This is a genomic window from Hornefia porci, from assembly GCF_001940235.1.
GTDB lineage: Bacteria > Bacillota > Clostridia > Peptostreptococcales > Anaerovoracaceae > Aminicella > Aminicella porci.
Genome location: NZ_MJIE01000001.1, coordinates 723,411 through 746,494, shown reverse-complemented (window position 1 = coordinate 746,494; position 23,084 = coordinate 723,411). Strand labels below are relative to the sequence as shown.

Annotated in this window: 20 protein-coding genes and 2 tRNA genes; 16 read left to right on the top strand and 6 right to left on the bottom strand. The window is 47.6% G+C overall.

Features of this window, described 5'->3' with window-relative positions:
- The first annotated feature begins 224 nt into the window (after positions 1 to 224).
- On the top strand, positions 225 to 1,391 hold the full coding sequence (locus tag BHK98_RS03535) for an IS3 family transposase (protein WP_075712213.1): 1,167 nt from the start codon (positions 225 to 227) through the stop codon (positions 1,389 to 1,391).
- A gap of 142 nt (positions 1,392 to 1,533) precedes the next feature.
- On the opposite strand, the gene BHK98_RS03530 is transcribed toward BHK98_RS03535, so the two are convergent.
- Positions 1,534 to 1,621, bottom strand: a tRNA-Ser gene (locus BHK98_RS03530).
- Between the two features lie 240 nt (positions 1,622 to 1,861).
- On the bottom strand, positions 1,862 to 3,346 hold the full coding sequence (thrC, locus tag BHK98_RS03525) for a threonine synthase (protein ID WP_075712212.1): 1,485 nt from the start codon (positions 3,344 to 3,346) through the stop codon (positions 1,862 to 1,864).
- 100 nt (positions 3,347 to 3,446) lie between these two features.
- Here thrC and BHK98_RS03520 point away from each other — a divergent pair.
- Both BHK98_RS03520 and BHK98_RS03510 read left to right on the top strand, forming a co-directional pair.
- A tRNA-Glu gene (locus BHK98_RS03520) sits at positions 3,447 to 3,521 on the top strand.
- 708 nt (positions 3,522 to 4,229) lie between these two features.
- Positions 4,230 to 4,508 (top strand): hypothetical protein, encoded by a 279-nt coding sequence (locus BHK98_RS03510; RefSeq protein ID WP_075712210.1) that lies wholly within the window; start codon positions 4,230 to 4,232, stop codon positions 4,506 to 4,508.
- Positions 4,509 to 4,741: 233 nt separating this feature from the next.
- Here BHK98_RS03510 and BHK98_RS03505 read toward each other — a convergent pair whose 3' ends face one another.
- Positions 4,742 to 5,170, bottom strand: a complete 429-nt coding sequence (locus BHK98_RS03505; protein WP_075712209.1) for an IS66 family transposase — start codon at positions 5,168 to 5,170, stop codon at positions 4,742 to 4,744.
- A gap of 38 nt (positions 5,171 to 5,208) precedes the next feature.
- Here BHK98_RS03505 and BHK98_RS03500 point away from each other — a divergent pair, with 38 nt between their 5' ends.
- From BHK98_RS03500 to BHK98_RS03470, 8 genes are all read left to right on the top strand, one after another.
- A complete protein-coding gene (locus tag BHK98_RS03500; RefSeq protein WP_075712208.1) occupies positions 5,209 to 5,406 on the top strand; it encodes a hypothetical protein in 198 nt (65 codons plus the stop codon).
- On the top strand, positions 5,393 to 5,560 hold the full coding sequence (locus BHK98_RS13460) for a hypothetical protein (protein ID WP_158024451.1): 168 nt from the start codon (positions 5,393 to 5,395) through the stop codon (positions 5,558 to 5,560). The genes BHK98_RS03500 and BHK98_RS13460 overlap by 14 nt, the downstream gene beginning before the upstream one ends.
- 311 nt (positions 5,561 to 5,871) lie before the next feature.
- On the top strand, positions 5,872 to 6,183 hold the full coding sequence (locus BHK98_RS03495) for a hypothetical protein (RefSeq protein WP_075712207.1): 312 nt from the start codon (positions 5,872 to 5,874) through the stop codon (positions 6,181 to 6,183).
- A 12-nt stretch (positions 6,184 to 6,195) separates the two neighbouring features.
- A complete protein-coding gene (locus BHK98_RS03490; RefSeq protein ID WP_075712206.1) occupies positions 6,196 to 6,813 on the top strand; it encodes a TM1812 family CRISPR-associated protein in 618 nt (205 codons plus the stop codon).
- A gap of 13 nt (positions 6,814 to 6,826) precedes the next feature.
- Entirely contained in the window at positions 6,827 to 7,687 is an 861-nt protein-coding gene (locus BHK98_RS03485) for a hypothetical protein (protein WP_075712205.1), read from the top strand.
- Positions 7,688 to 7,706: 19 nt separating this feature from the next.
- Positions 7,707 to 7,907 (top strand): hypothetical protein, encoded by a 201-nt coding sequence (locus tag BHK98_RS03480; RefSeq protein ID WP_075712204.1) that lies wholly within the window; start codon positions 7,707 to 7,709, stop codon positions 7,905 to 7,907.
- A gap of 249 nt (positions 7,908 to 8,156) precedes the next feature.
- The gene (locus BHK98_RS03475) at positions 8,157 to 11,360 is read left to right on the top strand and encodes a Cna B-type domain-containing protein (RefSeq protein ID WP_075712203.1); all 3,204 of its coding nucleotides are present in this window, start codon (positions 8,157 to 8,159) and stop codon (positions 11,358 to 11,360) included.
- A 344-nt stretch (positions 11,361 to 11,704) separates the two neighbouring features.
- Positions 11,705 to 15,463 (top strand): LPXTG cell wall anchor domain-containing protein, encoded by a 3,759-nt coding sequence (locus BHK98_RS03470; RefSeq protein WP_075712202.1) that lies wholly within the window; start codon positions 11,705 to 11,707, stop codon positions 15,461 to 15,463.
- 330 nt (positions 15,464 to 15,793) lie between these two features.
- Here BHK98_RS03470 and BHK98_RS03465 read toward each other — a convergent pair whose 3' ends face one another.
- A complete protein-coding gene (locus BHK98_RS03465) occupies positions 15,794 to 16,570 on the bottom strand; it encodes a dimethylarginine dimethylaminohydrolase family protein (RefSeq protein ID WP_075712201.1) in 777 nt (258 codons plus the stop codon).
- 204 nt (positions 16,571 to 16,774) lie between these two features.
- On the opposite strand from BHK98_RS03465, the gene BHK98_RS03460 reads away from it, so the two are divergent.
- The 3 genes from BHK98_RS03460 (at position 16,775) to BHK98_RS03450 (ending at position 19,389) form a co-directional block, all read left to right on the top strand.
- Positions 16,775 to 17,425 (top strand): GntR family transcriptional regulator, encoded by a 651-nt coding sequence (locus BHK98_RS03460; protein ID WP_075712200.1) that lies wholly within the window; start codon positions 16,775 to 16,777, stop codon positions 17,423 to 17,425.
- A 200-nt stretch (positions 17,426 to 17,625) separates the two neighbouring features.
- Entirely contained in the window at positions 17,626 to 18,897 is a 1,272-nt protein-coding gene (locus BHK98_RS03455) for an ArsB/NhaD family transporter (protein ID WP_075712199.1), read from the top strand.
- 15 nt (positions 18,898 to 18,912) lie between these two features.
- A complete protein-coding gene (locus BHK98_RS03450) occupies positions 18,913 to 19,389 on the top strand; it encodes a hypothetical protein (RefSeq protein WP_075712198.1) in 477 nt (158 codons plus the stop codon).
- 299 nt (positions 19,390 to 19,688) lie between these two features.
- Here the strand turns inward: BHK98_RS03450 and BHK98_RS03445 are convergent, their stop codons facing one another.
- Together BHK98_RS03445 and BHK98_RS03440 are read right to left on the bottom strand one after the other, a co-directional pair.
- Positions 19,689 to 19,880: a hypothetical protein gene (locus tag BHK98_RS03445; RefSeq protein WP_075712099.1), complete on the bottom strand. Its 192-nt coding sequence runs from the start codon at positions 19,878 to 19,880 to the stop codon at positions 19,689 to 19,691.
- Positions 19,877 to 21,529 carry an ISL3 family transposase gene (locus tag BHK98_RS03440; protein ID WP_158024447.1) on the bottom strand — a complete coding sequence of 551 codons (1,653 nt, stop codon included), beginning with the start codon at positions 21,527 to 21,529 and terminating at the stop codon, positions 19,877 to 19,879. The genes BHK98_RS03445 and BHK98_RS03440 overlap by 4 nt, the downstream gene beginning before the upstream one ends.
- A 320-nt stretch (positions 21,530 to 21,849) precedes the next feature.
- On the opposite strand from BHK98_RS03440, the gene BHK98_RS03435 reads away from it, so the two are divergent.
- A complete protein-coding gene (locus tag BHK98_RS03435) occupies positions 21,850 to 22,686 on the top strand; it encodes an acyl-[acyl-carrier-protein] thioesterase (protein WP_075712197.1) in 837 nt (278 codons plus the stop codon).
- Positions 22,683 to 22,928 (top strand): GIY-YIG nuclease family protein, encoded by a 246-nt coding sequence (locus tag BHK98_RS03430; protein ID WP_075712196.1) that lies wholly within the window; start codon positions 22,683 to 22,685, stop codon positions 22,926 to 22,928. The genes BHK98_RS03435 and BHK98_RS03430 overlap by 4 nt, the downstream gene beginning before the upstream one ends.
- Positions 22,929 to 23,084 lie beyond the last annotated feature (156 nt).

The following is a 23,084-nucleotide window of genomic DNA, read 5'->3' as shown; positions in this document are numbered from 1 at the left end:
CACTAAATGACCGAGTATGGGCTAACATGCAACCCTCTCACATTACCGTAAGTGGCTTTATGTATTTAGAACAACGTCGACTTTGCCGCTTCACGGAACTTTTGCTTACTTTTTATTATATGCGATAATCAAAAATAGCAAATATTTTTCATGTTGGTTGCCGATTTCATATATATTTTCGATATTATAATTCTTTTTATAATACCCTAACGAAAGGAATTGCTATGAAACGAAAACACTATACACAAGAACAAAAGGAAGCCATCTTAGCAAGATATGCAGTCAGCACAAAGCAATTAAAAGATTTTTTGATCGATGAAGGCGTGCCCAAAAGCACCTTTACTCAATGGCTACGAAAATACGAAGGGCAGTCATCTAATGATCCATACACATTCACGCCTATGAACTTCCGTCATCTGATAAAGAAAAACCATCACCTGGAAGATGTAATATCTGTGCTGCAAGCATCTTACTGTACTCCAAATGCTCCGCTCCGCGTGCGACTTGAAGAAGCAGAACGATTATATCCTCAATACAACATTCACCTTGTGTGTGAAGCTTTAAAAATATCCAGGGGAACATTCTACAATCATATAAAAAGAAACAAACGAGATAAAGCCTGGTATTTTCTTAGACGTGAAGAATTAAAACCTAAAATCGAAAAGATATTCAATGACTCAAATCAGACTTATGGTGTAAGAAAGATTACAGCCAAGTTGAAATCGGAAGGCATTTGTGTCAGCCCGAATTTAATACGTGATTTAATGCGGGAGTTAGGCCTTATTACCGTTAGATCATATTCTAAATATGTATATAACAAGGAGATGGCGCAGTTCAAAAACTATGTATGTCAGTTCTTCGAAGCCGATGAACCAAACAAAACTTGGATGAGTGACATAACATATTTCAGAGTTAAAGATAATCCATATTACATATGTGCAATAATAGATTTATTCAGTCGAAAAATCATTGCGTACAGTATCGGTAAAAGTAACACATCATATCTGGTTAAACGAACGATACGACAAGCATATAATGATCGCTGTCCAACAAGGGATTTGATATTCCATAGCGACAGAGGTGCGAACTACCGATCTGAAGCTGTACAAAAACTTTTACTATCACTTGGTATCACACAATCTTTTTCCAAGCCGTACACTCCATACGATAATGCCGTAATGGAATCCTTCTTTGCCACACTTAAGCAAGAAGAACTATATCGGATGCGATATCGGTCAGAAAGAGAACTCAAAGAGTCCGTGAGGAATTATATTGATTTCTATAATGAACAGCGACTACACGAAGAGTTAGGTTATGTAGCACCGGCTACATACGAAGAGAACTATTATAGGAAGTTGATGCTAAAAAAGTCTGGCAAAGAACAGCCTTAAGGGTTCATATTTTAGGTTTTTACCATTTTGATTCGCATTTTCGAAATTATGATATTGAAACATATTCTCTGAAACCGCTCAAAAATAATAAAAGAGAGGTCCTAACGTACTAATTTGTTCGTATAGGTTACCTCTCTTCATTTGGCGGAGGACATGGGACTCGAACCCACGAGGCTGTTACACCCTACTCGCTTTCCAGGCGAGCTCCTTAGCCACTCGGTCAATCCTCCACATCAGTGTCCACGAACTAATTTACCATAAAATAAGAGGTTTTGCAAGAGGAAAACTTACAAAACCTCAAAAACTCTTGAAACCCTTGAATCTTACGAATCCCGTAGAATTTTATAACCCCCGGGGATTCCGTGAAAACCTCGCGAACATCGTGTGCTGGTGCGGCCCGCATATCCGGAGCAGTATCATTACGGGGCATTCACATTTGTTTCGCCCGCGAGCCTCGCGTGTCAGCGTGGTCAGTGCGTCCGGAGCGCTTCAGCTACCGTGTCTTCCATCTGGCTGATTTCGATGACACCGCTGTGACGAACTTCTTTTTTGTCGAGGTCCTTCAGTCCGCGGGGCACCCGCACGCCGGTTCCGGAGGCAACCTCCTCAATGTAGCGGAATCCGTCGGGCTGTTCGGGAAGACCGATGGACTTCGCGACGCTTTCCGCGAATTTATAGGCGCTGGCGGTAGATGCAATCAGCGTCGGAGTCCGGTCACCCGTGGTCTCGCGGTAATCTGAATAGACTTTGTAGGCTACCGCCGTATGGGTATCGATCAGGTACCCGTTGTTCCGATACATCTCGCCGATGGTTTTGTTCGTCGCCTCCACATCTGCAAAACCGCCGTAGAAGTCCTTCAGTCCGCTGCGGATGGCGGCCGAAACCTCATAATGCTTCGCGGACTCCAGCTGCTCCATCAGATCGCGGATCTCCGGCCCTTTGCCCTCGCTCAGATGGTAGAGCAGGCGTTCCAGATTGCTGGAGATGAGAATGTCCATGGACGGAGAATTCGTCAGATAAAAGTCCCGGTTTGTATCGTACACGCCGGTGGAGATGAAATCCGTCAGAACTTTATTTTTGTTGGAGGCGCAGATCAGCTTCGCCACCGGAAGACCCATCTGCTTAGCATAATAAGCTGCCAGAATGTTGCCGAAGTTGCCGGTGGGAACGACGATGTTGATCGGGTCGCCGTCCCGGATCACACCGCGGGCGATGAGCTGAATGTAACCGTAAACGTAATAGGCGACCTGCGGAACAAGCCGTCCGATATTGATGGAATTCGCGGAGGAAAGTCTGCAGCCCATATCCGCCAGTCTGACTGCGAAATTCCGGTCATTGAAGATTTTCTTTACGCCGGTCTGGGCGTCGTCAAAATTGCCTTCGATCGCGAACACATGGGTGTTGGAGCCTTCCTGTGTGATCATCTGGCGTTCCTGCACCTGGCTCACGCCCTGATTCGGGAAGAACACGATAATCTCCGTCCCCGGCACGTCCGCGAAACCCTCCAGCGCCGCTTTTCCGGTATCTCCGGAGGTGGCCGTCAGAATGCAGATTTTTTTATCCTCGTGTTCTTTTTTTGTGGCAGTGGTCAGAAGATATGGAAGGATCGACAAAGCCATGTCCTTGAAAGCTGCGGTCTTTCCGTGGTAGAGCTCGAGGAAGAACGCGCCTCCGGCCTCGGTAATCGGAACGATTTCCTTCTCTTCGAACTTCTCATCGTAGGCGCCGTCGATGCAGCGCTGCATTTCCTCTGCGGTGTAGTCGTCGAAGAATGTGCCGATGACAGCCTTCGCGATTTCCTGATAGGAACGGTCCGTCATTTCTCCGGGAACAAAGGGAAGTGCGGGGATTTCCTCAGGAACGTAAAGCCCCTTATCCGGCGCGATTCCCTGAATGATTGCCTGCGCTCCTGTCAGCCTGCTGTCCATACCCCGGGTGCTGATATATTTCATCATAGAAAAAAATCTCCTGTTCTATAAAAATTTTGCTTTACAATAGCCAATTCACAGTATATAATAATATTCGTCAGTTTTCAAGACGAGCAAACGAAAATATGTCGCCTTGGTCAAGTGGTCAAGACGCAGCCCTCTCACGGCTGAATCAAGGGTTCGACTCCCTTAGGCGATACCAGTTAAAACATCGGATTCGAGCATTCGCAGCGGATTCGGTGTTTTTTCTATATTTCCTTATTGATAACACTTCAAATTGCAAGCCTTTTGGCAATGAGAGTTAAAGAGAAAGCGGATGACATACTGGGGTGCTGTGAACAAAGATAAAATGATGGCTTTGATCAGGAAAAGGTCAAAAAAAACTAGGGAAATCAATTATTCCGCTATACGCGATATGGCGTACCCGAATATCAGTGGGTAATAAAATGCCCGGTTTGCATAAGAGCTGTGAAAAAACTACCAAGACCGAATTTTGTATGGTAAACTATAAACAGTTGTTTTGCGCTATTGACCTGTAACAGGAAAAATCACAAATTTGGGGACATATTAAATTCTGATGCAGGGGGAATGCTTTACATATGAGAAGTAAACAAAAGCAAAAAAGAAATTTACATATTCGGAATCACCCTTTCTATGTATGGATTTATCTCCTGTATGAGGTTTCATATACATTAATCTGGTTCTTTGGGAGAACTTGGCGGCAGAGCCATATGGAGATATTCATCATAACAACGGGAATCGCCGTTTCATGGTTCCTGTTCATGGTATATCGCCGATATGTCAGGCATGATGGGAGGATTGCACCCGACTTGTTTCTGATTAACATCCTGTTTTTCTTTTTTGTCTTTGGTTCGGCTGAATTTTTTTAACGGCAGGAGGAATGGCTACTATGGAAAAGAATAGTGTGAACTCTGTCATCCAAAAATTGCGGCTTATTCCCGGTTATGTGATGACATATTATATCTTTGAGCTGCTCGCTGCGTTTTTCTGTATTTTCGCAGGTAAATATGTCAGTTCTAATGTGTGGGGAGTATATTTTTTTGTTTTGTCCACGGCCTTTATCTGGATGACAGTGATGGAATGGCGGATTCTTGTGAAAAAAGATGTACGCATCAACCAGCTCTTTGTACTTGCCAATGCCCTCTGGCTTATTCTGATAGAGATATAATGTGAAATCAGGAATGCGGATGTATGAAAAGCGCAATATCCTAAGGGACAATGACAGAATATTATCGGATTATCGGCGCCTCTGCACACCGGGGCGCGTTTTCATTTGATGTCTGCCGCCGTCGCAGGACGCGCCCGCCGGGCGGGATTCCTGTAAACGGCAAATAGCCTGTATCTTGGCTCAAAAAAATTCTTACCCGAGAGTGAGTTATAGAAAAAATATCGCCACCAGGTTCATGACTTGACGGCGTTTCTGTTACTTTGACTTGGTTCTTTCCTTCCGGCATTCTTCTGGGAGTTTTTTGGACCATGGCAGCAACGGAACCGGAAATCGAGATTCATATCGTCCATGTGCTTTGGAATCTCAGTTAAAAGGAACTTGAAATATTGGCAGATATTCAGGTCGTTTGCTTTGGCGGTTTCTACGATGCTGTACAGGATTGCACTTGCCTGAGTGCCGCTGACGGTGTCAATCAGCTTCCGGTTTTTCTTTCCACCACAAAACGGCCTGATTGCCTGTTCGTCCAGGTTGTTATCCGGAGGAACCCGCGGATCATTCAGGAATGTTCGTAAATAGTGTCTACTCAGTAAGTACTTTAAACGGCAATAACGGTTAATCGCCGATTGAGGAAGAGGGTATACCCGGATATCTTCCCCACGCACTTTGAAAAATCGATTTCAAAAAATCGCATAAGGAAATAATGAAAAACATTGAAAGACCTATTTTTTTGAGTATAATTCAAGCGATATATGCCGATACTAATGAATCTGAGTTGTTTGCAGAGGCATTTCATGATGCTTACGGTATACGAAAAAGTAGAACTTCTGAAAATGTTAAACTGATGATGGAAGAGGTTGAAAGAATGTATGAGGAGGCGGTAAAGCGTGAGATTTCTTGATAAAGAATGGCCCTTATGGTTGATTGGAGAATTCAAGGTACCCTATATAGGAGAACTAAGGGATGATGCTCCCGACTGGGTCAAAGAAGAGTACTGGGAAGACAGAAGAGAGATTGAACGGAAGATAAGAGAAAATATCCCGATTATGAAATGAATTATGACGGATTTCGTTCACTGACGGGAGGATGGGTAATGCTGCGACAGGCTTACAGGACAGACCTGTGACAGTTCATGAAATTAGTGAAGATGATACGAAACGGAGCAACTGTTTCGCAAAGAGAAATTGGGAAAACAGAGGATGTTCGTATCGGAGTGCTTGCAGGAACAGTGAAATACCTGGTTGTGCTCTGAATGACATTGGCGAAATAATTCCGAAAAATAACCGTGAGAATGTTAAACCGCGTTGTTTTTGTCACTATATAAGAATAGGAACAAAAGTAGTGCCTTGAAAGAAAGGGTGATTCTATGATGACAACGATTTACTGTGAGCAAACTGAGCGCGGTGTGCATTCATTCTTTATGGTTAATGATGGCTATGAGTATTACCTTTTCAGTCAGAATTACCGCAAAGGCGTCCAGGAATATTATTCGAGAGGGGTATCGCTGAACGAATCCATTAACTATTCAAGAGCCCATAAAGACAGTGCGATAGAACGTACGATGTCCAAAATTCCGATGTATGTAAAATACATCGAAAAGGAATATGGGATAGAAGTTCTGGAGAAGACAAAGAAGAAAAACAGATACTGTAATTTCAGCATGAATAGATGCGTGTGAGAGGTACTTAGAATGAAGAAAACAATTATTTGCAGTATTCCTATGAAGGAAAATGTTGATCCGGTGCTGTACACCAGCGATGACAAGTTCCTTCCTGTGGCAGATAAGAAGGTGCGCTATCCGATCTGTGCATTCCTTGAAAAAAACATGAAGCCGGAGGATGAGCTGAAGGTGCTGATTCTCGTAAAAAAGGATCGCTATGGTCATTACAGCAGAAATACTGAACTTTTTAAACAGGAGCTTGAGGAGGCCAATTCTGAGATTGGCGCTGCTGTCAAATATACAGTAATTGATACAGATTTTGACGAGGCGCGCTCTGTCCACGAGCGACTGATGGGCAGAATTGTGGACGGCTTATCGACTGGTTCGCATATCTTTGCGGATATAACTTATGGTCCCAAGGATCTGCCGATTGTGATTTTTACAGCTCTTAATTTCGCTGAGAAGTTTCTGGAGTGTACGGTTGATAGCATTGTATATGGGCAGGCAAGCTTCGTTGACGGGAAGGCAGTTGATACAAAAATCTGTGATATGGTCCCGCTGTATTGCCTCGGATCTATTACAAATACAATCCGCTGCACTGAGCCGGAAAAAGCCAGGTCTATGTTGAAGTCCCTTCTGTCTTTGTAACATAGGTGTCCGTATGTATTATGATAAGAAAAAATATGAGCAGCTGATTATGAACTCGCCGCTGTTCTCTATTGACAGGGAAACAGAGTATACAGCTTTTAAGCGGGAATCCTATAGAATGGTTGAAAATCTGTATTGTTATCTGCTCTCAATTAATGAAAAAGACTATGAGCCGTATGGATGTGAAATCACAGAGACTGCGACCAGATGCATAAACAATTTCAGCCCGGATAAAGGCGTGTTTCTTCATTATTTCAATGCTGCATGGAAGCAGGAGTACTCACACATAGTGGGTGTGAAAGCTCAGGATGATAAATACAGAGGTATCAAAGTAACTGAGGCGGATCGACGGGCAGTACGGAAATACACCAGACTTGCAGAACAGCTAGGCTCAAATATATCCTCAGCGGAACTGTACGAGAGATTGTCTGAAGCGATGGAACTGCCGCCTGAACGTATAATTGAACTGGAAAAACTTGGTGGGACGACGGTAGGTGGAGACACATGTATCAGTGATGAAGGTGATGCTCAGAGTATATGGGATCAGATCCCCGCAGATGAAGACATAAGCATGAGATTTGAAAGTGAAGAAGAAATAGAGTCTGTTCTGGACAGAATAGAAGACGCGTTTTGCTCGCTGCAAGCGCGACAGAAGCCCATTGTGTCGGATCTGATTACAATCCGCATTTGTGAACTGCTGACAGGACGTATGACAGAAAGATTCTCGTTTATAAGCGAGTCTGTTATGGAGATGTGGATTGAGAGCGGGCGGCTGCCGACGCAGCGGGAAATTGCTGAGAAATTTGGACGTAATGAGGCCAGTATCAGCCGAACCATAAAGGATTTTATAGGAAAAATAAGAGAAACGGATTGAGAAAAAGGGGAAAACCGTTATGTTAATAAATGGCGAAGAGATTGGTTTGGAAGAATTGCCAGAACCGGAGGCTGATGACGAGCCCATCGATTTCGAAAGCATGACCTATGAAGAAATTATGGAATTTCTTCGTGTGCATGATAAGCTGTCACAGGAAGTATTAGATTATATAGGACCCCTGATTAAAGAGGGCTGTCAAGAAAGAAGTATAAAACCCTGACAATGCCTGAAGAGGAAGTGTGTTCAGTCGCACTTTTTCACAAAGGGTGACATGAACGACAATCAGAAGACAGACCTCGCGGAACACGCGGGGGTTTTTGTTTTGTCCGAAATGAGTGGCGAAGAAAGCTCGAGATTACCCGGGCTTTTTTGTATGCTCCGCATATTCCGTGGCCCGGAACGGATATATGTCAGCCCTAATGAAACACAATGCTCCCGGAAGAATTGACCTCGCATAGCATACCCAATTATGATGAAGAACAAGACGCAAAATATGCCATGTACATATGAAACAGAAAGTCTACTTTTTGCGACAGTCTCTATTTACAATATCAAGTATTTAATGAAGGGAACGAAAGATATGAAGAAGAAAGGGTTAGGCGTAATGCTGTCTCTTCTGGTGGTGTGCAGTATTGCATTCCAGGGAGTGAATGTTTTTGTCTATGCGGAAGATGTTAATACGACATCAACAAAGAATGTAACGCAGGAGATCAATTCTCAGGTGAAAATCGTAAAAGTGAATAAAGAAAAGGTGCAGGATGATCAGCAACAGAGCGCAGAGACAGAAGGAGATGCAGAAAATAATATAAAATCAGGAGCTCTGCGTCTTAGAAATCAAACACGAAGAGCCCCGACAGTAAAAACTCCGGCCAAAAATGCGAAGGAATTGACAAAAGTCATTTCGGATATTAAATTGTGGGATACAAATGAAGGCCGGTATGTAACTAAAACGAATGATACTTATCAGCTGGTCAAGGGAAGCAGTTATCGCTTTGAAACGGATTTTGATCTGAGTGCCTATAACGGCGATCTGGAGAATGGAGATACCTTCACGTTGACGGTCCCAGAACCATTCACAGTCAAAGACGGAACGATTGCTCTTACACATAAAGAAACAGGAATTGCGATCGGCGCGGCGACTGTTACATCGAACGGAGAAGGAAAGGGCGGAACGGTTAAAGTAACATTACAGAATCTGGATAAATACTTGGAAAAAACAGGCGCGGATGAGGTCAGAGATTTAAAAGGAACATTCTATGTGAACTTCACGGCATCTGAAATTATGACAGAAAAGACCGTGACCTACAACACAACAGAGACGGCCGATGTAATCACTCATAAAATTACCGTAAAGGAAAAAGGAACAACCGACTACACGGAGGCGATCGGGAAAGCGAATTTCAGTAAGTTTGGAGGAGTTCTGGAAAACAGGCCGTACACTTCGGAGAAGTTGGGGAAAAGCGGAAATTACGTACATCCTTGGTATGTGAGAGTGAATGTCCGTCAGGCCTCGTATAACAACATTACGGTAGTGGATTCGATTTCAAAGGAACACGCCCCAATGCAATATATCCCCGAAACCGCGAAAGTGATATATGGATATTATGATTCCACGTATTCTTTCCATAAAGAAGGTGAATTAACAGAGGGCGTGGACTATTCGATTGAATACAATAGTTCTTATACGGATTTTGAACTGAAAATCCTGAACGCATCATCCCGGATGGCATCCAACGGAAAGCCGGCATCCTATCAATTGTCTTATAGCACAACTGCGCCGGCGGATGGATCGACAGTAGCAAATACCGTGGAAGTGTATGGGGATGAAACACAGCTTACTGTCAACACAGACAGCACGCAAACCAGCACCACGACCATCAGAAACTCAAAAATAACGGAAGGCGGGACTATCACGCTGGATGTCGGGTATAGGATTGTACTGTATAAAGTAGATGAGTCGACAGGAAACATGCTTGCCGGAGCAGTTTTTAAGGTAACAACACCAGGCGGCGAGGAAATTACGTTGCCGGCAACGGATGCTACCGGGCGTACTTATTCTCGCATATTCACTTCGCAGGAAGCATCGCAGGGTGATTTTACCATCACAGAGGTTACGGCGCCTGATGGATTCAAACTGCTGAAAGAGCCGATCAAAGTCAAGGTCGGGTCAGAGGGCGCGATTAAGACCATCAGCAATGAGCCAAAGGAAATTTCCGTCAAGGTAAATAAGAAATGGATCGGAAAGGAAGGCGGCGCAGTCACCGTACATCTTTATGCAGATGGTGAAGACACAGGCAAGGCTATTACCTTGGATGCAGCCAACGGCTGGGCAGACGGCTTTGACGGATTGAGGCAGTACCGGACGAATGGCGAGGAAATCAAATATACGATCAAAGAAGATGTTCCTGCCGGATATGAAGATAAGGTAACTGGTTCTCAGAAAGACGGTTATACCATCACTAACACCAATGTAGAAAAAATTTCCATTCCGGTAAAAAAGTCATGGGTGGGAAAGAAAACAGATTCTGTTACAGTAAAACTTCTTGCAGATAAGAAGGATACCGGAAAAACGATTACCCTGCATGAAGCCGGACAATGGAAAGGCAGTTTCAGTGACCTTCCGAAGTACGACAGCGTAGATGGACACAAGATCAATTACACTATCGAGGAAGTCAAATTGGATGGTTATAATAGCGTCGTCTGTGGAACAGCGGAAACCGGATTTACCGTAACCAATACAATCACCGGAAAAGTTTCGATACCGGTAACAAAGACGTGGGTCGGCAAGGAAGGCGATTCTGCTGAGATTCGTCTGTATGCGGACGGCACAGAAGTCGATTCTGTTACACTGAATAAATCAAATAACTGGCAGCATACTTTCACTAATCTTGAGAAGTATAAAGATGGGGAAGAAATCAACTATACGATCAAAGAAGATTCTATTGAAAATTACAAATCGGAAATCACTGGTAATGCAGCTTCCGGATATACCGTAAAGAACATTAATACGGAAAAGGTATCTGTGCCGGTAACCAAACAGTGGGTCGGCAAGGAAACCGATCAGGTCAAAGTGAAACTTCTGGCGGATAATGTTGAGAAAGATACGGCCACCTTGACAGCGAACGGAAACTGGAAGCATACATTCAAAGACCTTCCGAAATATGATGAAACGGATGGCCATGAGATTGTTTACACAATTGCTGAAGTGAAAGTAGATGGTTATACAACCGGCATTTCCGGTACAGCTGAAAATGGCTTTACCATCACAAATACTATTTCCGGCAAGGTATCTGTACCGGTGACGAAAAAGTGGGTTGGCGGCGCGACAGGCAACATTACTGTCAATCTCTACGCGGATGGCAAAAAGATAGATACACAGAAGCTGTCCAAGGATAATCACTGGCAATATACGTTCAAAGATCTTGATCAGTATAAGGATGGGAAGGAAATTGCCTACACCATCAAAGAAGAGAAAGTGTCCGGTTACACTACAGCGATCAATGGTGACGCCAAGAAGGGGTTCGTGATTACGAATACCAGGGACACGCCAAAGACGCCGGCCAATACGCCGGATACGGGAGACAACAGTAATCTTCTGCTATATGGAGGAATCATGATTGCTTCATTGGGATTCATTCTCTTCCTGATCGGTAAGAAAAGAAAACAGATATAAACACTAATTAATCAGCAGGCAGGAGAAAACCTCTTACCTGCTGATTTTTACTTTCTCCCCCCTCCGTGACCCGGAACGGATATATGTCAGCCCTAATGAAACACAATGCTCCCGGATGAATTGACCTCGCATAGCATACCCGATTATGATGATGAACAAGACGCAAAATATGCCGTGTTTTCGCTCGTTGCATCCCCGTCGGACTGACGGGCGCGGCAAACGGGTGCCGGTAAAAATCTGCCGGCAGCGCTGCGGAGCACGAATCAGTTGCGGAGCACGCATTACGCAGACACGGCGCTTGTTCAGACGGCTGTTGAGAAAGCTGACATGAAAGGAAGGAAAAATTGAATCATCATCACAAGGGAAAGAACCGGCGGCTTGTCAGGTACGCGGCGATACTTGCTGCGGCAGTACTGACCGGGGCGCTGTCGGTCACGTGTGCTTTTGCGGCCATTGCTCCGGCCGGAAGCGACGGCGACGCAGGAAAGATCTGGATCGGAGAAAACAGGGAGCAGACCTACGAAACGCTGGATAAGGCCGTTGCGGCCGCGGGAGAGGGCGACGTTATCCACCTTCAGGGGAATTTCCGGGAGGATGGAGCCGCGGCGAAGGGAGCGGCGGTCAACAAAGCCGTCACGCTTGATGTTGCAGAAAACGCCGTGATTAACGGAGACGGAACTGCGAACGGAATCACACTGTCCAACGGAGCGAAGCTCCGGTGCTCCGGCGGAGCATCTCTGACGATGAGCGGGTTTAAAACTGCGCTCACAGTCGGAGCCGGGAGCATCGTGCAGGATGGAAAATACGTGCTGGACGGAAACGAAATCGGGTTTGCTTTGTCCGGCACGGGAAAACTCCAGGGAAGCGGCAGAAGCGCATTGACGGTCTCCGCGAAGAACAGCAGCGGAAGGGCGTTCAGTTACGATTCGGCCTCGCGTTTCATCGGATGCACTGTAGATGTGCAGGCGAACAAAGAACTGAGCGAGCAGTATAATGCACTGCACCTGGAGAACGCGTCTCTGACGACAAAGGGCGTCTGGTATTATTTCAACCCGCAGGGAGACACCGTATTACTGTCGCTGGATCATTCTGATTTCTATGCGTATAAAGCCACCGGCGCCTCTGCGTATAAGCAGACGATGTCGATTTTCGGTCCCAGTGAGATTAAAAATGGGTCGGTGCTGACCTCGGACGGCTCCCGCATTACGAACACAGGAGCGATGAAGGTGACCGATTCTGAAGTGGTGTTTAAAAACAGCTACGCGGGCGGCCTGAACATCAACTACGGCGGAACTGCTTTGTTCACCAATTCCACGCTGACCGGCGTGAACATGAGAAGTACGCCGCTCTACGGCGCGGGACTGAACGATCCGAAGGGGCAGTTCATCAAGTTTACCGGGGACTCTGTCGTCAATACTCCGGCGAAGGACAAGACAGCAGACAACGGAGGCGCGGACAGTCCTGCGGAATATATCGTCACCGGAGGCTCCTTCAGAATTGCTTATGATGCAGGCTATAATTATGACGTGACGACGCCTACCAACGGTGAGGAAAACGGAAACGAGCGACTGACGCTGTTCACTCTGACCGACACGAGTGTCACCGGTCTGAATCCCATCAACAAAAAAGGCGAAACGTACACGTATTCCGTGGCGAAGGCGTCGGATGATCAAAAGAAGCACGTATGGGTGCCTGCCGCCAAAGTTACATTCCGGCTGAACAACGGAAACGCTTCCTTTGCCGACGGAACGACAAAGAATAAAACGGCGCAGACGATCCGGGGTTACCGGCTGGACGATGTCACCGGCAATACCCGGCCGGGCGATCCTTCGGACAGCGATGGGAGCAGATTCCTGGGCTGGTTCTATCGCGACAGCAGCGGCGCGGAAAAGGCGTTCGTCTGGGATGATAAAATCACAGAGGATCGGGATGTATACGCCAAGTGGGATATGAAGACTGTGGTCTATCACAACGGACGGGGCGAGACGTTTATTTCTCCGGTGAGCAGCGATAAGGAGAAGACGACGGTTCTGGGCTATGATGTTATCACAAAACAGAGTTCAGAGTTTTCCGTTCCCGGAAAACAGTTCCGCTACTGGACGAAGGACGCGGCCGGAAAGACACAGGCGATTCTGCCCGGTTCAGAGGTGAGCTTCGCTCAGGGGGAAATCAGCTGCGATCTGTATGCACAGTATGACGATCTGCAGTATCAGGTGAGCTTCTCGGCCAACGGCGGGCAGTTCTCAGACACGTCGGTGTTTAAGCAGAATCCGGATGTATTTGAGATTCAGAAGGATGCTAACGGTGGCGAGACGGCTGTGCTCCGGAACAAAGCGACCTATGGACAGACGCTTCACGAGCTGCTGGGCAGCTTCGACTACAATAAGCTGAAGCCGGACGCCGGGGCGGTGAAGACCGGTTCCCTTCTGGCAGACCGGAATAACTGGAATTCCGGCGAGGACGGCAGCGGAAAATCATATCGGTTCGACGACTACAAGCTGTTCGGGATCTTTGAGATGAAAGGGGATAATCCGGAAATCACGGGTGATACGGTGTATTATCTGAAATGGAAGGACGATCCCGGGGTGCAGACAATTGAAGCGTCCGGGATGAACCTTCCCGGCGATCTCTGGGGCAGGAGCCAGAGCACCAGCAGTAAAACGGAGGTCGTCTGCGACGGAGAAACCTTCAGCCTGACCGGAGCTGTGGATATTTCCTCTGTCAAGGAGAAGATGACCTATATCGAAAACATGTTTTCGGAGGTGCAGGGAGACTTTGCTTCGATCGGCCTGACGGATCCGAGGTCTGTCTTTACGGCGGTTCTCACGATGCCGGAGGGAGTGAAGATCCCCGACGATCCCGAGGTCTCCGCCGAGGGGCTGGGCGATTGCTTTGTTCTGGGGAAAACTTCCGTGGACGGACAAAAAATAACGGTCACGTTTACCCTGCGGGGCGGTCTGACGGATTATCAGAAACTGAAGGACGCGGTTGATTCCGCAGGAGTCGAATCGCCTCTGGCACAGGGAAAGAACACGATTTCACTGACTGTCGGAGGGCTCGGAACAGACGGCGGAAAAACGGCCGATGAGCAGAAACTGACGGTGACGGGAACGGTGAACGGGAACTTTTCGGCAGTGGCGAAGAAAAATGACGAGCTGAAACGGTTCCGCTTTTCCTGGAGCGCGACGCAGTCCGACACCGGAAGAGACGAAAATGCGACGGGGAAAGACACGATTCAGCACACACTGCTGATTTCCAAACCGATGGAGCTGATTCTCGGCGGCGACATCCTGATCGGAGAGGATACGGAGCATGAGGCGCTGCATCAGGTGAACGCCGGTGACACGGTTACATATACCGGAAGACTGGACGTATCCTCCATCAAGGAGCAGATACAGTCACTGAAGGACAACTACGGCGGGGATGCGGACAAAATCACGACCGACCGGGTCAGAAGCACATTTACGGCGGTCCTGACGATGGAGGACGGACTGGTTCTGCCGGAGAATCCGACCGCATCTCTGACAGACAACGATCTCTTCGAGATTCGCAGTGTGGAACGCGAGGGACAGCGCGTGACGATTGTCATGGGACTGAAAAAGGAGTATACAAAATTCTCCGATCTCTATCGGGATGTTACAGGTGTCAGCGATACGCTGGATATGAAGGTGCCGGGTGTGAAGATTCCTGCTGATACGAAAGGCGGAACGAAGCTGAAGGTTACCGGTGAGGTGACCGGAACCTTTACCGGCGAGGCGATCTCCGAGGCGGGGACGCTGAAGGCGTTCAATTACAGATGGAAGGCTGAGCAGACTGAAGAGGGCCGGGATTTCATGATTCAGGATCCGGACAGCAAAACGATTCAGTACACGATCAGCGTTGTGAAGAAGGCGCCGGACAAACCTGATACGCCGGATAAACCGGACAAACCGGACAAGCCGAATAAGCCAGATAAGCCGACGAATCCGGAAAAGAAAAAAGATGAGGGCGGCATAGGGCCGCTCACCGGAGATCAGACTTCTGTTCTTCTCTGGGGAGGAACAGCGCTGCTGGCGGTCCTGGCCGCGGCAGGGCTGATACTGAAGCGCAGAAGACGGTCATAACATTCCGACGGATACGCGCTGAATGAACGTATGTCGATTCGGGCGCGAACAGAGGAACGACCGGAAGGCGGTGCAGCCCGGGAAATTTAATCAGGGAAAATTGACATAGTCGCGAAATATGCGGCTATGTCTTTTTTGCCTTTGCACGGCGGCACGCACGATAAAAACAGCGGCCATACAAATTACTGCTTGCTTGTATGGCCGCTGTTTTCAGGTTAGACGAATGAAGGATTCACTCGTCATAATTTGTTTGAATTCCTGAGTTCAACATTGTGATTCGGTCGCCTTTTTATCTGGCGTTTTGTGCCATAAGGCCTCGGGTCCGCGGGATCAGAACCGCAGGGACATGCAGGAGAGTCCGCCGTCCAGCTTTCTGAATTCGGAGGTGTCGACGGTTAGAGTTTTGTAACCCAGGTCCTGCACCTTCTTCAGTACGGTGGGATAGCCCTCCGGCACGATGACGGTATCGTTGACCCAGATGCAGTTCGCCGCATAGGCCTCGTCCTCGGGGATTTCGGTCTTGTTGTATTTTTCGAAGTCAGGTTTGTTGACGAATTCTCCCGAAACCAGCATGTTGTTGTCTTCCAGATAGTTTACGCCGGTCTTCAGGTGAAGAACCTCCTCCAGCTTGACCTCGCTGCAGGTCATGCCGTATTTCGCCAGGATTTCAGTCAGCTGACGGATGCCTTCTTCGTTGGTTCTGGCGGATCTTCCGACGTAGAAGTGGTCGCCGACCATCATGACGTCGCCGCCTTCCAGGGTTCCCGGTGCAGTGATGTGCTCAATTTTGTCCTCCGGGAAGAACTTGCGCACCGCGTCGATGATTTCTTCCTTTTCCCCGTTTCTGGAGGGTGCGCCCGGATTAGTAATGATCGCGCACTTGCTGGTGATCAGAGCCGGATCCTCGACGAATACGGAGTCCGGATATCTCTCGTCCGGTGGAAGAATGGTGATGTCCACGCCGCATCTGCTGAGCGCGCTGATGTAGTCGTCGTGCTGGCGCAGAGCCTTTTCATAATCCGGTTTGCCCGGATACAGTCCGCTGGTGATGCCCTCCACCAGAGCTCTGCAGGGTCTTCTTACGATAACATGATTGAACTTCTTCATTGTTGTTCCTCCTGTTCCTGGATTTCCATGAATTAGTAATCGGTCGATGTATAATATATTATATACAATATATTTTGAGTGTCAATAGGGTTTTGATTTTTTTAAAATATGCTATAATAAGAAGAAATCAAGTGTGATGGAGGAGAAAACGGGAGAAAGGAGAAAATCTGATCAAAGACTGATGATTGGATTATAGGAGCAGAAATGGAGAAATACAAATCTCTGAAGGACCATGTCTACGATTATATTGCGGAGCAGATCCTGGAGGGGAATCTTGAGCCGGAGGACAAGATTAACGAAGCTGCAATCTGTGAAGAACTGAATATCAGCCGGACGCCGGTGCGGGAGGCTCTGATTCAGCTCGCCTCGGAAGGCGTTCTGCACAACCGGGCCAGAAAGGGCTTCGTGGTGCGGGCGCTGTCGGAGAGGGAGGTGAAGGAGCTCTACGTGGTAATTGGCCTTCTGGACGGGTACGCCGCGAAAAGCGCCTGCGGGCAGCTGACGGAAAAGGATCTCGCCAATATGTCCTTCTATGTGGAAAGCATGGATGTGGCGATTAAGGCGGCGAACTTTGAAATGTATCACATGCAGCAGACGGCGTTTCACAATGTGTACACGCAGAAATGCGGAAATGATACACTGATTGAGCAGCTTGAGAAGATGAAAAGCAAACTGCTGAAGAAGAGCTATGTGGACGATCCGGAAGGAAAGACAAGGGAGATCCTGCTGCAGACAAATCGAGAACACAGGGCGTTGCTGGAACTGTTTAAGAGGCAGGCCGGTGATGAATTGTTCGATTATCTTATGAAGGTTCACTGGAACCCGGAAAACGCGGCCTACGATGTCAGCAAATAGACACTGAAATGTCAGAAAGTTGACTGTTTTGAAGGGATTGAGGGCCCGAAATATTAACTGTTGATGAAGCAGACTTTAAACTTTGATTAAACTTTATAAATATAGGAAGAAAAACGTTTTTTCCGGTTGCATTGCCAGATTCCCCGTGGTACAATCCGTAATTGTGGGAAAAATACTTTTGTAACTATTGGAGGTTTGTTTTGCATCAGGAAATTATTGCCATCCTGATCTTTGTCGTAGTGATTGGTGCGATCATTACGGAGAAGGTGCACAGAACCGCTGCCGCGCTGGCCGGCGTCGTTCTGCTGCTGCTCTTCGGGATTCTGGATGTGAACTCGGCAATCGGGTATGTTGACTTCAATACCATCGGCGTATTGGTAGGCATGATGCTCTTTGTCGCCGTAATCAAGCACTCGGGACTGTTTGAATACATCTCGATCAAAGCAGCTAAGCTGTCTCATGGAGATCCGTGGAAGATCATGGTGGCGTTCATCGTGATTACCGCCATCTGTTCCGCCTTCCTGGACAACGTGACCACCGTTCTTCTGATGGGGCCGATGACGATCACGCTGGCCAAGATGATGAAAATCGATCCGGTGCCGATTCTGCTGGGGCAGATACTGGCGTCCAACATCGGCGGAACCATGACCATGATCGGCGACCCGCCGAACATCATGATCGGCAGCGCCGCGGGTCTGACGTTCGCGGACTTCCTTGAGAACACCGGAGTTGCCTGTGTGATCGGGCTGGTGGCGATGATCTTTGCCATGAAATTTTTGTACAAAAAGCATCTGAACGCGGATGCGGAAGCGGTGCAGGAAATCATGGAGCTGGATGAGAAAAAAGCGATCGTCGATCCGCTTCTGATGAAGGAAGCGATCGTGATGATCGTACTGATTATCATCGCGTTCATGGTGCACGACAAGTTCGGTATCGAGAGCTGCGCGGTGGCGCTGACGGCGGCAGCCATTATGATGGTGATCGGAAAGCAGGATATCGAAGAGGTGGTCATGGACGTAGAGTGGCCGACGATCCTCTTCTTCTTCGGACTGTTCATCGTGGTCGGCGGTATGGTGGAGACCGGCGTCATCAAACAGCTGGCGACCATGATTATGGATCTGTCCGGCGGACATCCGATCGTGATGATGCTGATTCTGCTGTGGGCTTCTGCAATCCTGTCTGCGATTCTGGACAATATTCCGTTTGTGGCGACTCTGATTCCGCTGATCATTGCCATGGGCAAGCAGGGAATGGATATCACGCCGCTGTGGTGGGCGATTTCACTGGGAGCCTGCCTGGGCGGAAACGGCACACAGATCGGCGCGTCGGCGAACGTGGTGCTTTGCGGAATAGCGGGAAAGAACGGTTATCCGATTTCCTTCAACGAATATACCAAGGTCGGATTCCCGATGATGATTCTCACGGTATTCATCGCAATGATTTTCCTGCTGGTACGTTTTGCGATTCTGTAGTGAAAGGAGAATGCTATGTTTAGTGATCAGGTGGCAGACAATATTGTCAACAATATCCTGAGACAGATGGGGGCGACCAAGATCAAGACGATGCCGGGCTACATCAATATTGTAACCTTTGCGCTTTCGGAGGATTTCGTCGTTCAGTATGTGTATGAGATGAAGGAGAACGAGACAATCTACCTTCAGAGGGTGACGCCCTATGAGCATTTCATCGGGGAGCCTGAGAATACGGATGCGCTGGTTGCGGCGATCAAGGAGGATCTGGACAGCTACAGGCGTGCGTTCGACAGCAGCAACTTCGAACTGTTTCTGAAGCTTGCGGACAAGGCGGACAAGGCAAAGAAAATCAGAGAGAGGCTGTTTCTGTCGGATAAATACGCAGATCAGGTGGATCTGGTCAGGGTGGATGCGGCGCTTGACAAGGTGCTGGCGGCCCTGGAGGATGCGGAGAAAAATCTGTGTGACGGAGACAAAAAGGCTTCGGAATAGACATCCGGGGAAATGCCTCCGGCATGCTGCGCGGTTTGTGAAAACCGCGCCTTTTCTTTTTTGTTTGGGTAATCAAAGTTTTTTAGGGTTTGTCAAAGTTTTTTGGGGGAAAGCATTAGGGTCAGATGTCATTCGTTATGGTCTGTCGTTAGGGACAGTCTGTGGGGTCGTTCATTAGGGGCGAACTATGGGGTCTGAACAAACAAGAACTGAACGGAAAATCAAGCGGAGGATCGATAAGTGATCTCCGCTTTGAATTGCAACGATTCTGATGTCAGTTTTCTTAATGAGAGTTTAGGTTAAAGTACCAGACGTGGGAAGGGTTCGTCTTCATTTTGTTCAGAATGAGCATGGTTTCTGAAATAGATGAATTCATCCCATAGATTCATCCAGGACAGGAATCCGTACAGGCAGTTTAATTCCGTTGTTTGAAAATCGAGATCCGTTTCAAGATCGAGGATATGTTGATGCAGTTCTTGATAGGTGGTCATCTCAAATCACCTCCCTTATTGATGTCAAGAAAGGCTTCGTCCAGTATTCTGCTGGCAGCAATGAAGTCACATGGAAGCCCCGCTTCATTGAGGATCCTATCCGGGTTGTTAAAAGGACTGTTGCCTTCAGCCACCCAGTGCCGAAGGGAAAGAAGCTCGTCCTTTGAGCAGTCGTACATTTCGAGAATCGACTCGAGCTCAGCGTTCAGGACGCGCTGTTTACTCTTAGGAACTGTGTTCCGGTATCTTAAAGAACGAGGCCGGTCTTGTCCGACAGGCTCGCGTCCGTTTAATTGGGGATCGTTTCTTGAAGCAAAGAGGAACCGATTCCGAAAATGGTTGAAATTACGGAAACCCCGCCCCATCCGTTTCAGATCTTTGGCCTTTCTGTTCGTGGATTCGATAGGACCGTTGGACAATCTCGAAATGATAGCGCCCCCGTTTTTATCAAGCCGTTCCATCAGAACGAATGAGTTGATGATAGGTTCCCTGTGTCGTTTCAGGAGTCTGGAAAAACGGATAAAGATGTCGTGATCGCAATGGGCGTAGTCATTGATCAGTTGATTCAATTCGATTGCCGCCTTTTGAGGCTTGCCGGCATTTACTGTGTTGAATCGCACATAACGCTCTTTCAGATCATGGAGTTCTTTCAACGCGGGATCAATGAGAAAAAAGCGTTCCTTGTAATCGGAGGTTCTCATCAGGCATCTGAAGTGCCGGTCCATGTGTGGTTCCTCGTGATATGTGATGGAATCTGCATTGGAAAGTAAAAGGAAACGGTAGTGCTTCAGCAGATACAGTTCATCGGACATTGGAAGCCTTACCTGGTGTCCGGCCTTTTCCGACAGTTTTTTCTGCCGTATTTCGTCACGCTCTCTGATCGTATTCTGCAGATCGCGTATGAAATCCGCAAGTTCTTTGACGATCCACTGGATCACATGGAAAGAATCTACGACAGATACTGCGTTCGGAAAGTATCTCTCAACATAGCGAAGATATTCATTGTTCATGTCCGTGATGAGATATTGAACGGCAAAACGTTCTTCCTTTGGAATGGATGCGAAGTATGGTTCAGTCACATTCTGCCTGCGGCTTTCGAGCAGATCAATCACTTCTCCTGTATGAAAATCCTGAACGACCAGCGCATATTGACATATCTGATCGATGTCGAGATGAACTTCGTCGATGCTGATCGCATCCGTCAGGGCAATCCTCTTCATGTTGACATACCGGTCAAATACGTTGATGGCGTATGTGTCAGAAGTGTTGAACTTCCTTGCGATATCTGCGGCAGACTTAGTCAGATCCCGGAATTCATTGACGATGAGAAAGTCGGCTGCGTTTGTGTTCCGACGGTGTTTACTTATGAAATTAAAAGATTCATTTTCTTCATATCGACATTGCCCGTTCGTACAGCGCCAGCGCCGCTGCTTCAGTAAAAGGACTAACTGATACGTGTCCTGCAATATCGGATGATTGACCCTTCGGATCCTGATCCCTCTGGAATGCATTCGAAAGCTGCACCGGGGACAGAATCTGATCTCCGGTGGTGTCGACAACGTAACCGTTTTGACACGTCCCTCTGTGGAGATGTCCTCGATTGTTATTGCAGGGTCTTCTAATTCAAGAAATCTTATGATATCATTCATGTATGCTCCTTTCATTTTAAAATCGTTGCAGTTATATGATAAATGAAGAAGCATAGAGGAGGCAATCACGGCCTCCTCTAATCATTTTGAGTTCTTTTGCCCCTACGCACTGCCCCCATTGTCAGACCCCACGGAAGGAGCCCACTGTTAGACCCGAATGAACAGAGACCCTAAAAAACTTTGATTACCCTTTTGTTTTTGTACAAATTAAGGGTTCTGTCGTTTGACTTGAAATTCGCGTATGCTATATAATTAAGGCGTACCCAGCACGCCCTGATTGACGCCTGTGTTCAGGTACGCATTTACAGTAGGGGGGAATTATGAAATATTCAGAGCACTATGAAGTGACCTGTCATGATGTAGATCAGAACAATCATATCAAGCCGACGAATCTCGTCCGGTACATGCAGGAGACGGCGAACCATCAGATGAGGGACCGCAAGCCGTCGTATTATGACCTTTTTTTTGACGGCAAGGCGTTTATCGTCACCCGCATGAACATCAAAATCCACGCGCAGCTTCAGCAATACGATAAAATAGAGGCACACACGTGGATCTGTCCGGGGAAGGCGGCGACTTTTCCGCGCTGCTATGAGATTCTGCGCGGGGACGAGCTGGTGGCGGAGGCATACAGCGAATGGGCGGTGGCCAACCGGATCACCGGAAAACTCTGTGGAACGAATGAAATCGATATCACAGAATACGAACAGGATGAGGCGCTGACACTTTCGATCCCCCGGCGGTATCATTTCCCGAAGGATCTGCGGTTCGAGCCGGTGGGGGAGCACCATGTCTTTTACAGCGACTGCGATATGAACCGTCATATGAACAACGCGAACTATTCTGATCTGCTCTGGAACTATATCCCCGAGATCTGTGAGAAGGAAGTGACTTCAATCAATATCCGTTTTATGCGCGAAGCCGCTCTGGGTACTGACATTGAGATCTTTGCGGCCCGGCCGGAGATTTCACTCGGACAGGATGACGATGCAGAGGAACTCTATGCGTTTCGAACCCGGGTGAACGGAGCGACCAATGTGGAGTGCCTGATGGGGGTGCGGAGAACGGAAACACAGGAGCAGCCGGAGCCCGCGCAGAGAGTGCAAACGCAGGATCGGCCGGAGCCCGCGCAGAAACCGGAGAGTCGGGAGGAATGAATTACACCTATATTCTTCGCTGCGGCGACGGAAGCCTGTACACAGGATGGACGAACGATCTGGAGAAGCGCCTGGCGGCGCATAACGCGGGGCGGGGCGGCAGATATACCCGATCCAGGCTTCCCGTGGAGCTGGCGTATTATGAATCCTTTGACACAAAAAACGAAGCGATGCGCCGGGAGGCGGCGATCAAAAAACTCACCCGGCAGGAAAAAGAAAAACTCATAAAAGGGATCCGCTAATTGGGATACGATTTTTGGAAAGCCACAATATCTTGTGGCTTTTTTGTTATGCCTGGGAAAGAGAATGGTGTTTGGTGGAGAAAAGTGGTGTTAGATGACAATTTAGTGGTGAAAAATGTTTGAAAGGTGGTGTGAAGTGGTGTAGAATGGATTTGT

Bases quoted from the DNA above. Each gene is read 5' to 3' on its own strand.
- BHK98_RS03535 (WP_075712213.1), top strand. From the start codon at position 225: ATGAAACGAAAACACTATACACAAGAACAAAAGGAAGCCATCTTAGCA.
- thrC (WP_075712212.1), bottom strand. From the start codon at position 3,346: ATGATGAAATATATCAGCACCCGGGGTATGGACAGCAGGCTGACAGGA.
- BHK98_RS03510 (WP_075712210.1), top strand. From the start codon at position 4,230: ATGGAAAAGAATAGTGTGAACTCTGTCATCCAAAAATTGCGGCTTATT.
- BHK98_RS03500 (WP_075712208.1), top strand. From the start codon at position 5,209: ATGAAAAACATTGAAAGACCTATTTTTTTGAGTATAATTCAAGCGATA.
- BHK98_RS03495 (WP_075712207.1), top strand. From the start codon at position 5,872: ATGATGACAACGATTTACTGTGAGCAAACTGAGCGCGGTGTGCATTCA.
- BHK98_RS03490 (WP_075712206.1), top strand. From the start codon at position 6,196: ATGAAGAAAACAATTATTTGCAGTATTCCTATGAAGGAAAATGTTGAT.
- BHK98_RS03485 (WP_075712205.1), top strand. From the start codon at position 6,827: ATGTATTATGATAAGAAAAAATATGAGCAGCTGATTATGAACTCGCCG.
- BHK98_RS03480 (WP_075712204.1), top strand. From the start codon at position 7,707: ATGTTAATAAATGGCGAAGAGATTGGTTTGGAAGAATTGCCAGAACCG.
- BHK98_RS03475 (WP_075712203.1), top strand. From the start codon at position 8,157: ATGATGAAGAACAAGACGCAAAATATGCCATGTACATATGAAACAGAA.
- BHK98_RS03465 (WP_075712201.1), bottom strand. From the start codon at position 16,570: ATGAAGAAGTTCAATCATGTTATCGTAAGAAGACCCTGCAGAGCTCTG.
- BHK98_RS03460 (WP_075712200.1), top strand. From the start codon at position 16,775: ATGGAGAAATACAAATCTCTGAAGGACCATGTCTACGATTATATTGCG.
- BHK98_RS03450 (WP_075712198.1), top strand. From the start codon at position 18,913: ATGTTTAGTGATCAGGTGGCAGACAATATTGTCAACAATATCCTGAGA.
- BHK98_RS03445 (WP_075712099.1), bottom strand. From the start codon at position 19,880: ATGACCACCTATCAAGAACTGCATCAACATATCCTCGATCTTGAAACG.
- BHK98_RS03440 (WP_158024447.1), bottom strand. From the start codon at position 21,529: ATGAATGATATCATAAGATTTCTTGAATTAGAAGACCCTGCAATAACA.
- BHK98_RS03435 (WP_075712197.1), top strand. From the start codon at position 21,850: ATGAAATATTCAGAGCACTATGAAGTGACCTGTCATGATGTAGATCAG.
- BHK98_RS03430 (WP_075712196.1), top strand. From the start codon at position 22,683: ATGAATTACACCTATATTCTTCGCTGCGGCGACGGAAGCCTGTACACA.